This window comes from Bacillus sp. CGMCC 1.60114 (assembly GCF_042676365.1).
Classification (GTDB): Bacteria; Bacillota; Bacilli; order Bacillales; family Bacillaceae_G; genus Bacillus_A; species Bacillus_A rhizoplanae_A.
This window is the reverse complement of the sequence record NZ_JBHTHG010000050.1, coordinates 1-920: the sequence shown is the minus strand read 5'-3', so window position 1 is coordinate 920 and position 920 is coordinate 1. Positions and strand designations below refer to the sequence as shown.

Here is a 920-nt window from a genome sequence, read left to right as displayed (position 1 = left end):
GTTCATCCTGAGCCAGGATCAAACTCTCCAATAAAGTTTGTCTAGCATCATAAATAAAAATTGACGTTTCACGTTGTTTGTTTCGTTCAGTTTTCAAAGAACTTTGGTGGAGCCTAGCGGGATCGAACCGCTGACCTCCTGCGTGCAAGGCAGGCGCTCTCCCAGCTGAGCTAAGGCCCCTTATCAAATATCGGGAAGACAGGATTTGAACCTGCGACCCCCTGGTCCCAAACCAGGTGCTCTACCAAGCTGAGCCACTTCCCGAAAAAACGCGCCCGAGAGGACTCGAACCCCTAACCTTTTGATCCGTAGTCAAACGCTCTATCCAATTGAGCTACGGGCGCATATGGTGCCGAGGGCGGGGGTCGAACCCGCACGGTGGTCACCCACCGCAGGATTTTAAGTCCTGTGCGTCTGCCTGTTCCGCCACCCCGGCATGTCATATTGAAAATTGGAGCGGAAGACGGGATTCGAACCCGCGACCCCAACCTTGGCAAGGTTGTATTCTACCACTGAACTACTTCCGCAAGACATATATGACTTATTCAATTAAAAGTGCGGGTGAAGGGAGTCGAACCCCCACGCCAAAGGCGCCAGATCCTAAGTCTGGTGCGTCTGCCAATTCCGCCACACCCGCATATTTCATTTTAAAAATGGTGAGCCATGAAGGACTCGAACCTTCGACCCTCTGATTAAAAGTCAGATGCTCTACCAACTGAGCTAATGGCTCTCATTAAAGTGGTGCCGGCTAGAGGACTTGAACCCCCAACCTACTGATTACAAGTCAGTTGCTCTACCAATTGAGCTAAGCCGGCGTATGGTGGAGGATGACGGGATCGAACCGCCGACCCCCTGCTTGTAAGGCAGGTGCTCTCCCAGCTGAGCTAATCCTCCATTTGCCTGGCAACGTCCTACTCTCA

Annotated in this window: 9 tRNA genes; all 9 read right to left on the bottom strand. The window is 52.1% G+C overall.

The annotated features are described in order from the left end of the window. Positions 1-104: 104 nt before the first annotated feature. The 9 genes from ACFQZ1_RS10545 to ACFQZ1_RS10505 all read right to left on the bottom strand — a co-directional run bounded on the left by ACFQZ1_RS10545 (position 105) and on the right by ACFQZ1_RS10505 (position 894). Positions 105-180: transfer RNA gene (locus ACFQZ1_RS10545), tRNA-Ala, on the bottom strand. Positions 181-190: 10 nt separating this feature from the next. Further along, positions 191-264: transfer RNA gene (locus ACFQZ1_RS10540), tRNA-Pro, on the bottom strand. A gap of 6 nt (positions 265-270) precedes the next feature. Further along, positions 271-344 (bottom strand) — tRNA-Arg (locus ACFQZ1_RS10535). A 3-nt stretch (positions 345-347) separates the two neighbouring features. Next, a tRNA-Leu gene (locus ACFQZ1_RS10530) sits at positions 348-436 on the bottom strand. 16 nt (positions 437-452) lie between these two features. Beyond that, a tRNA-Gly gene (locus ACFQZ1_RS10525) sits at positions 453-527 on the bottom strand. 29 nt (positions 528-556) lie between these two features. After that, a tRNA-Leu gene (locus ACFQZ1_RS10520) sits at positions 557-637 on the bottom strand. A 17-nt stretch (positions 638-654) separates the two neighbouring features. Then, a tRNA-Lys gene (locus ACFQZ1_RS10515) sits at positions 655-730 on the bottom strand. 9 nt (positions 731-739) lie between these two features. Then, positions 740-815 (bottom strand) — tRNA-Thr (locus tag ACFQZ1_RS10510). A gap of 3 nt (positions 816-818) precedes the next feature. Beyond that, positions 819-894 (bottom strand) — tRNA-Val (locus tag ACFQZ1_RS10505). Positions 895-920: the final 26 nt, after the last annotated feature.